Here is an 8,511-nt window from a genome sequence, read left to right on the forward strand (position 1 = left end):
GGATGTCCACGCTCACTGGGCGGCCTCCAGGTATACGTCGGTGTAGAGTTCGGAGGGATCCGGCTCGGGGCTGGTGCGGGCGAATTCGGCGGCTTCGGCGACGATGCGCTTCACCTCGGCGTCGATGCCCTTCAGGTCGTCCTCGGTGACGCCGATGGCGGCCAGGCGTTCCTTCAGGTGGTCGATCGGGTCGCGGGTCTGCTTGACGTTATCGACCTCGTCCTTGGTGCGGTACTTGGCCGGGTCGGACATCGAGTGGCCGCGATAGCGATAGGTCTTCATCTCGAGGATGAACGGACCCTGGCCGCTGCGGGCGTGCTCGGCGGCGCGGGCGCCGGCCTCGGCGACGGCCGTCACGTCCATGCCGTCGACTTCCTCGCCCGGAATCCGGAACGAGACGCCGCGCTTGTGGAAGGCGGTTTCCGACGCCGAACGCTCGACGCTGGTGCCCATGGCGTACTGGTTGTTCTCGATCACGTACACGACCGGCAGCTTCCACAGCTGGGCCATGTTGAAGCTCTCGTAGACCTGGCCCTGGTTGGCCGCGCCGTCGCCGAAATAGGCGAAGGCGACGTTGCCGTTGCCGCGATAGTGGTTATTCAGCGCCAGGCCGGTGCCGAGCGACACCTGGGCGCCGACGATGCCGTGACCGCCGTAGAAGCCGGTCTCGATGTCGAACATGTGCATCGAGCCGCCCTTGCCGTGCGAGGAACCACCCGCGCGGCCGGTCAGCTCGGCCATGACTTCCTTCGGATCCATGCCGGCGGCCAGCATATGGCCGTGGTCACGGTAGCCGGTGATGATCTGGTCGCCCTTGACCTTGATCGACTGCATGCCGACGGCGATGGCTTCCTGGCCGATGTAGAGGTGGCAGAAGCCGCCGATCAGGCCCATGCCGTACAGCTGGCCGGCACGCTCCTCGAAGCGGCGGATCAGCAGCATGTCCTGGTAGAATTTCAGAAGCTCGTCCTTGCCGACGAAGGCGTTGACACCGGTGGCGTCAGCCTTCCCCGCGGGGGCTTCACCCTTGCGCGTACGCGCCATTCAACTCTCCCTGGCCAATCTTCATCGCGGCCCTACTCCTGAACGCCCACCGGCCGAATGAACCTCGGTTCCGCGTAGATGGGGGCCCGTTGTCAAACCCGAAACGGAACAGGTTCGCCTGGCCCGCTGGCAGGTCCGCAAGTTCCGGATCCAACCAGCGCCTCAGCGCTGGGTGCGGATCACATAGTCCTTGGGGTCGGCATATCCCAGGAGGGAACGCGCGCGTTCTTCCAGGAGGTCCGCCGACAAACTGCCGCTGCGTAATAGACGAGCGCGGGCCTCCAGGTCCATCCTTTCGGCACGGATCTTCTTCAACTCCAGCGTCTTGGCGGCAAGATCTGCGTTGCGCTGCGACGTCGATAACAGCCCGCGTTCGCCCGTCAGGGCGTGAAACACGAAGTAGGTGATCAGCAGAAGCAGCGCCGCGGTCGGCAGGAAGGGTTGCAGTCGGGCGAACATCAGTGATTCCCAGGAGGGGAAGTTTACTCTGCCCGATCATGCTTAACGCCTTACTAAACGGGCGGTTTGCGTCGGTCGAGGCAAGATGTCGAAAGCAGTTCCCTAACGCTTTCATTTGAGATGGTTTCAGCGGCATCTAGATACCGCGTCGCAGCATCTAAACGGCCGTTTCGCGGCGATTTTCGCGGCGACGCGGCGCCTGGTGTTTTTCGCTTTTAGAAAAATTGTTGTCGAGCCTTGGCGCCGGGCGCCTCCAAAATGGACGATTGGCGCGAAGAACGGCAGAATCGCGGTGACCGGAAACGAAAGAGGCGACCGAAACGCCGCCTTCCCTCTCCTCCCCTGGCCCGCCCTGGAGCTTGGCCAGACAATTGCCATGGTCGCGCGGCACGACTACCGCATAGGTCGAGGAGAAACCCCATGCACGATCGTCGAGGCCTGATCCTGTCACTTGCCGTCCTGGCGGCCGGCGGCGGCGCCTTGGCCAGGTCGCCCGAGCCCGACAGCGGGATCGTCAAGGGACGCAAGGGCGGCCCGAACATGATCAAGGGCGATCCGCCCAAGCTGGACTTCGGCGGCGGCCTGATCATTCCCATGAACGCCTCGATCTTCCGCACGCTGTGGGAAGGCGAGGATCGCTGGATCACCTACGGCCGCGCTCTGTCGCAACAGAAGGTTCGCGCCATGGGCCAGGCCGAAACCGCCGCGATCGGCTCGATGAAGCTGATGCTGCTGACCCAGGCCTTCGCGCCCGAGCGGCTGGAGCGGTTCGAGACCTGCGGCTGGCGGCTGAAGTCCGGCGACACCAAGGATCTGGTCCTGGGCGACATCGATCTGCCGGGTCGACCGGTGATGCCGACCACGGACGAGGTGTCGGGCCAGGGCGCCGCCGCCGACGGCGCCTCGGTGGGCGATCCGACCTATCGCGCGCTCACCGGCTACATGGTGATGAAGAAGGACGCGCCGCTGGACTATGTCCGCAAGCACGCCCAGCTGACACAAGGCTAGTCCGTACACGGCGGACAGCGCGATGACCGCGCCGCCCGCCGCGGAAGGTCATCGGCCCTTGAGGACCGCGCGGCCGGCATAGACCGCCTGGTCGTCGAGGGCTTCCTCGATGCGCAGCAGCTGGTTGTACTTGGCCAGCCGGTCCGAACGGGCCAGCGAACCGGTCTTGATCTGACCGCAGTTCAGGGCCACCGCCAGGTCGGCGATGGTCGAGTCCTCGGTCTCGCCCGAGCGGTGGCTCATGACGCTGGTATAGGCGGCGCGGTGGGCCAGATCGACGGCGTCGATGGTCTCCGACAAGGTGCCGATCTGGTTGACCTTGATCAGGATCGAGTTGGCCAGGCCCTTGTCCAGGCCGATCTGCAGGCGCTTGGGGTTGGTGACGAACAGGTCGTCGCCGACCAGTTGCACCTTCTTGCCGAGCCTGTCGGTCAGCAGCTTCCAGCCCTCGAAGTCGTCTTCCGACATGCCGTCTTCGATCGACAGGATCGGGAACTTGTCGGCCAAGCCGGCCAGGTAGTCGACCATCTGCGACGGGTCCAGGCTCTTGCCCTCGCCTTCCAGCTCGTACTTGCCGTTCTTGAAGAACTCGGTGGCGGCGACGTCCAGGCCCAGGACGAAGTCGTCCCCCGCCTTGTAGCCCGCCGCTTCACCGGCCTTGACGATGAAGGCCAGGGCGTCTTCGGCCGACCCGATATTGGGAGCGAAGCCGCCCTCGTCGCCGACGTTGGTGTTGTGGCCGGCGTCCTTCAAGGCCTTCTTCAGGCCGTGGAAGATCTCGGCGCCCATGCGCAGGGCCTCGGCGAAGGTCGGGGCGCCGGTCGGCAGGATCATGAATTCCTGGATGTCGATCGGATTGTCGGCGTGGGCGCCGCCGTTGATGATGTTCATCATCGGCACCGGCAGGACGCGGGCGCTGACGCCGCCGACATATTTGTAGAGCGGCAGGCCGGCCGACTCGGCGGCGGCCTTCGCCGTGGCCAGCGACACGCCGAGGATGGCGTTGGCGCCCAGGCGGCTCTTGTTGGGCGTGCCGTCGAGGGCGATCATCAGGTTGTCGATGCGGCGCTGGTCCTCGGCGTCAACGCCCGACAGGGCGTCGAACAGTTCGCCGTTGACCGCGTCCACCGCCGCCCGGACGCCCTTGCCGCCGTAGCGGCCCTTGTCGCCATCGCGCTTTTCGACCGCCTCGTGGGCGCCGGTCGAGGCGCCCGACGGCACCGCGGCGCGGCCGAAGGCCCCGTCCTCGAGGACGACATCGACCTCGACCGTCGGATTGCCGCGGCTATCGAGGATTTCGCGGGCGATGATGTCGACGATCTCGGTCATGGGAGCTCCCTTTCAAAAGGCGCTTCCCCTTAGCGGCGCGGGCCAGCCACCGCAACCGGCGCGGGCCGTCATCGCGCGAACGAACGTGCGTTCTATCCGGGATCAGGCCTGGAGGACGGGCGGCTCCCAACCCTTGCCCAGACGGAACTTCACCCGCTCGGCTCCGAAATCCAGCTCGACCCGGGCGAACATCTTCAGCACGTCGACGCCCAGCAGCACGGCCGGCCGGCTGGTGAGGTCCCAGACGTCGAAGATGTGCAGGTCGGCCAGGATCAGCGGCAGGTTGGTCATCCGCACGTCGCCCAGTTCCACCGAACGGACGATCCTGATTTCACCGAGCGTCGCCTCGCCCGCCGCGCCGATCATCCGGATGGCCATGCTCGGCTCGGGTTTGCGGCGCACCCTCAGCTTGATGGCCTCGGCCAGCGCCATGTTGCCGATGCTGGCGCCTGAGCCGGAGTCGATGAACGCCACGCAGCGCACGCCGCTGACCCGGGCGTTGACGATCGCCAACCGGCCGAACCGCGCGTCGGCCAGCACCGAGACCTCCCGTGCGCCGCGAAAGGCCTCGCCGAACTCGTTGCTGCGGCGAACCTCCAGCCGGCGACGACGGAAGTCCATGACCACGCTGCGGCCGTCCAGGATATCGACGCCCAACAGACCGTCCGCTCCCAGCCGGTCGGCCGCCAGGACGGGCAGTTCCGCGTTCCTCAACTTGGATTCGCCGGCCGCCAGCAGGGCGACCTTGACCGTGGGCGTGATGGCCGAGCCGCCGACGCCGTGCAGCAGGACGTCGGGCCCAGGCTCCAGGCCGAGGCGCGCGGCCAGCGGCGCCGACAGCGCGCTGCGGTCGGCTCCCGAATCGACGACGAAGTTGAAGGGCCCCTGCCCGTTGATCAGCACCTCGACCGTCATGCGGTCGGCCGCGTCCAGGGCGGTGTCGAGGAAGAGGGTCGGCGGTACATCCGGCGTGGGAAGGCGCGCGCCAGGCGAATCGGCCACGGGCGGCGGCGTCTGGAGCGGCGGTGTCCCCAAGGGGATCGGGGGCGTCGTGGATCGAGCCCAGGCCTGCTCGGCCATCAGCGACAATCCCAGTCCCGCCGTGATGTTTCGGCGTGTGAGCATGGGCGGTTCTCCCTGCTGTCAAGATAACATGGTTTTTCGAACGCGATGTCGAAATCCATGTCGCTGGTCGCACAGGAGAAGCGGTTCGTCGCGGGGATCGGAAAAGCGAAAAGGCGGCGGTCCGGAGACCGCCGCCTTTCAGACTTCATCACATCGTCCCGCCTGGGCGGGAGGATGCGTGAGGACTAGTCTTCCTTCGGCGTCAGGATCTGCTTGCCGTTGTACAGACCGGTCTTCAGGTCGACGTGGTGCGGGCGACGCAGTTCGCCCGAGTCCTTGTCTTCCACGAAGGAGTTGGCGCCCAGGGCGTGGTGCGACCGGCGCATGTTCCGGCGAGAAGGCGAAGTTTTTCTTTTGGGAACGGCCATCGAAGTGACTCTGCTCGCTGAGCTTGAAAACTGGAGACGGCGACTCGGGGAACACCCAGGCCGCCGTGTGAGGGCGCGCTTATGCCTGAAACTCCCCGAGGATGCAACCGGGCTTGTTAGACGAGCCTGCCCTGCTCTTTCGCCGCCGCGATGAAGCTGGCGAACAGCGGGTGCGGGGCGAACGGGCGGCTCTTCAGTTCCGGGTGGAACTGCACGCCGATGAACCACGGATGGTCCTCGCGCTCGACGATTTCGGGCAGCACGCCGTCGGGCGAGCGACCGGTCAGCTTCAGGCCGGACTCCTCCATCCGGTGGGCGTAGCCGATATTGACCTCGTAGCGGTGCCTGTGGCGCTCGCTGATGGCCGTGTCGCCATAGATCGAGGCCACCTTGCTGCCCGGCGTCAGGACGGCGTCGAAGGCCCCCAGGCGCATGGTGCCGCCCAGGTCGTCGCCGACGCGCCGCTGGACGGTCTCGTTGCCCTTGATCCACTCGGTCATGATGCCGACCACGGGACGCTCGGTGGGGCCGAACTCGCTGGACGAGGCGTCCTTGATGCCCGCCACGTTCCGCAGCGTCTCGATCACCGCCATCTGCATGCCGAAACAGATGCCGAAATAGGGCACCTTGCGTTCGCGGGCGAACTGGGCGGCGCGGATCTTGCCCTCCGCCCCCCGCTCGCCGAAGCCGCCGGGCACCATGATGGCGTGGGCGTTCTCCAGGCGGGCCGCGGCCGCGCCGGGATCGCCCTCGAAGGTCTCGCTCTCGACCCAGTCCAGGTTGACCTTGACCTTGTTGGCCAGGCCGCCGTGGTGCAGGGCCTCGATCAGCGACTTATAGGCGTCCTTCAGGACGGTGTACTTGCCGACCACGGCGATGGTCACTTCGCCGTCGGGGTGGTTGACGGTCTGGTCGATGGCTTCCCAGCGCGACAGGTCGGGCTTGGGCGCGTCGCTCATGCCGAACACGTCCAGCACCTCGGCGTCGAGGCCTTCGTGGTGGTAGTCGATCGGCACCGCGTAGATCGAAGACGAGTCCATCGCCTGGATCACCGCGCTGGGCCGCACGTTGCAGAACTGGGCGATCTTGCGCTTTTCCTCGACCGGAATCTCCTGCTCGCAGCGGCACAGCAGGATGTCCGGCTGGATGCCGATCGAGCGCAGTTCCTTGACCGAGTGCTGGGTCGGCTTGGTCTTCATCTCGCCGGCCGTCTTGATGAACGGCAGCAGGGTCAGGTGCACGTAGCAGCTCTGGCCGCGCGGCAGGTCCTGACGCAGTTGGCGGATCGCCTCGAAGAACGGCAGGCCCTCGATGTCGCCGACCGTGCCGCCGATCTCGACCAGCACGAAGTCGACCGGCTTCTCGCCGGTCTCGTCCAGCGCCGGCGACAGGACGAAGTCCTTGATCTCGTTGGTGACGTGCGGGATCACCTGGACGGTCGCGCCCAGATAGTCGCCGCGGCGTTCCTTCTCGATGATCGTCTTGTAGATCTGGCCGGTGGTGATGTTGTCGGCCTTGGTGGCCGACACCCCGGTGAACCGCTCGTAGTGCCCGAGGTCCAGATCGGTCTCGGCCCCGTCGTCGGTGACGAACACCTCGCCGTGCTGATACGGGCTCATCGTGCCTGGATCGACGTTGAGATAGGGGTCGAGCTTACGAAGGCGGACCTTGTAGCCACGAGCCTGAAGGAGCGCTCCGAGCGCTGCGGAGGCGAGGCCTTTTCCCAATGAGGAAACCACGCCGCCGGTGATGAAAATGTACCGGGTCATGGGCGATCAGATTAGCCGCGATTCGGGGTCAGCGGCGAAAAGACCGCCGTTCATCAACAGTAAAATACGGCCGACCCTTATTGGGCCGGCTTTTCCGAGGTCACCGGCGGGGTGTTGATCACTGGAACCGGAGCAGCCGCGGGGGCCTTGGCGACCGGCTGGGCCGGAACCTTGATGACCTGAGCGGCCGGCTTGGGGGCCGAGACGGTCGGGGTCGGGGCGCTGATGCGCGGCGTCGGGGCCTCGATCGTGGCCGGAGCGGCCGTCGACGGGGCTTGCGACGGCGTGGTCGCGGCCGGAGTCTGGACCGCGCCCGGCGCGGTCGGCAGCGGCAGGGCCGGCGCGTTCAGGGTCTTGGTGTCCAGGCCGTCGAGCTTCAGGCGATCGACGACCGAACCGCCGCCGCCCATCCGGCCGGTGAGGATCGTCAGGGTCAGGCTGATCAGCAGGAAGACCGAGAACAGGATCCAGGTCGTGCGGGTCAGCAGGTCACCGGCGCCGCGCGCGGTCATGAAACCGCCACCACCGCCGCCGCCCATGCCCAGGGCGCCGCCCTCGGAGCGTTGCAGCAGCACCACGATGATCAAGGCGACGCAAACGATGATGTTGATGGCCAGCAGAACGCCGATGAGCATGTGTAATTCGATCTCGATCCGGGCGACGGAGGATTCCACCGCGAAAAACGAAGCGGCCCCTCTATCACTTGCGACGGGGCCGCGCCATAGCTGGGGATCAACCCGCCCCACTCAAGTCCGTCCGCAGGTCCTTTCGCGCGCATGATCCTCGAGACCGAACGCCTTACCCTGACGCCGATGACGGTTGACGACGCCCCCCTGGTCTATCCTTTCATGAGCGACCCGGAGGTGATGGCCCACTGGGACCGCGACGCCATCGAGGATCCCGACGAGGTCGCCGCCACGGTCGCCGCCCAGGTGGCCGAGATGGCGCGACGCGAAGCGCTGTACTGGTCCATCCGCGAGACCGCCACCAACCGCTTCCTGGGCTATTGCGAACTGGTCGACCTGGACTGGCGCCATCATCGCGGTGAGCTGGGCTTCATCATCGCCCGCGAAGGCTGGGGCCAGGGCTACGCCACCGAGTCCGCCGCCGCCCTGCTGGCCCACTGCGCCTCGCCCCTGGGCCTCAAGCGGATGATCGCCCGCACCCATGTCGGCGACATCCGCTCGGAGAAGGTGCTGATGAAGCTGGGCTTCGAGCAGGAAGGCTATCTGAAGGGCCATGTCGACCGGGACGGCGAGCGGCGCGATTGCCGACTGTTCGGGTTGCTCTTTTAGGCCCTTCCCCCTTTGGGGGAGGCGGCCGAAGGCCGGTGGGGGGAGGTTTGGGGTCCTTGATCCGGGTGGTCATCGGCCGATCACTCCCCCCTCCGATCGCTGCGCGATCGCCTC

The 8,511-nt window shown here is 66.4% G+C and carries 9 protein-coding genes; 2 read left to right on the forward strand and 7 right to left on the reverse strand.

Annotated elements, in window-relative coordinates; translation table 11 throughout:
* Positions 1-12 precede the first annotated feature (12 nt).
* A complete protein-coding gene (gene pdhA, locus PMI01_RS16155) occupies positions 13-1,044 on the reverse strand; it encodes a pyruvate dehydrogenase (acetyl-transferring) E1 component subunit alpha (protein ID WP_007671107.1) in 1,032 nt (343 codons plus the stop codon).
* Positions 1,045-1,206: 162 nt separating this feature from the next.
* Positions 1,207-1,503: an FtsB family cell division protein gene (locus PMI01_RS16160; protein ID WP_007671115.1), complete on the reverse strand. Its 297-nt coding sequence runs from the start codon at positions 1,501-1,503 to the stop codon at positions 1,207-1,209.
* Positions 1,504-1,923: 420 nt separating this feature from the next.
* Here PMI01_RS16160 and PMI01_RS16165 point away from each other — a divergent pair, with 420 nt between their 5' ends.
* Positions 1,924-2,511 carry a hypothetical protein gene (locus PMI01_RS16165; RefSeq protein WP_007671118.1) on the forward strand — a complete coding sequence of 196 codons (588 nt, stop codon included), beginning with the start codon at positions 1,924-1,926 and terminating at the stop codon, positions 2,509-2,511.
* A gap of 48 nt (positions 2,512-2,559) precedes the next feature.
* On the opposite strand, the gene eno is transcribed toward PMI01_RS16165, so the two are convergent.
* The 5 genes from eno to secG all read right to left on the reverse strand — a co-directional run bounded on the left by eno (position 2,560) and on the right by secG (position 7,737).
* Positions 2,560-3,840 (reverse strand): phosphopyruvate hydratase, encoded by a 1,281-nt coding sequence (gene eno / locus PMI01_RS16170; RefSeq protein ID WP_007671121.1) that lies wholly within the window; start codon positions 3,838-3,840, stop codon positions 2,560-2,562.
* A gap of 102 nt (positions 3,841-3,942) precedes the next feature.
* Entirely contained in the window at positions 3,943-4,965 is a 1,023-nt protein-coding gene (locus PMI01_RS16175; RefSeq protein WP_007671124.1) for a retroviral-like aspartic protease family protein, read from the reverse strand.
* Between the two features lie 185 nt (positions 4,966-5,150).
* Positions 5,151-5,333 carry a 50S ribosomal protein L32 gene (rpmF, locus tag PMI01_RS16180; protein WP_007671126.1) on the reverse strand — a complete coding sequence of 61 codons (183 nt, stop codon included), beginning with the start codon at positions 5,331-5,333 and terminating at the stop codon, positions 5,151-5,153.
* Between the two features lie 116 nt (positions 5,334-5,449).
* Positions 5,450-7,102: a CTP synthase gene (locus PMI01_RS16185; RefSeq protein WP_007671129.1), complete on the reverse strand. Its 1,653-nt coding sequence runs from the start codon at positions 7,100-7,102 to the stop codon at positions 5,450-5,452.
* A gap of 77 nt (positions 7,103-7,179) precedes the next feature.
* Entirely contained in the window at positions 7,180-7,737 is a 558-nt protein-coding gene (gene secG / locus PMI01_RS16190; protein ID WP_007671132.1) for a preprotein translocase subunit SecG, read from the reverse strand.
* A gap of 141 nt (positions 7,738-7,878) precedes the next feature.
* Between secG and PMI01_RS16195 the strand changes: the two genes are divergently transcribed.
* Positions 7,879-8,397, forward strand: coding sequence for a GNAT family N-acetyltransferase (locus PMI01_RS16195; protein WP_007671134.1), 519 nt, complete (start codon positions 7,879-7,881; stop codon positions 8,395-8,397).
* Positions 8,398-8,511 lie beyond the last annotated feature (114 nt).

Origin of the sequence: Caulobacter sp. AP07 (assembly GCF_000281955.1) — a bacterium.
GTDB lineage: Bacteria > Pseudomonadota > Alphaproteobacteria > Caulobacterales > Caulobacteraceae > Caulobacter.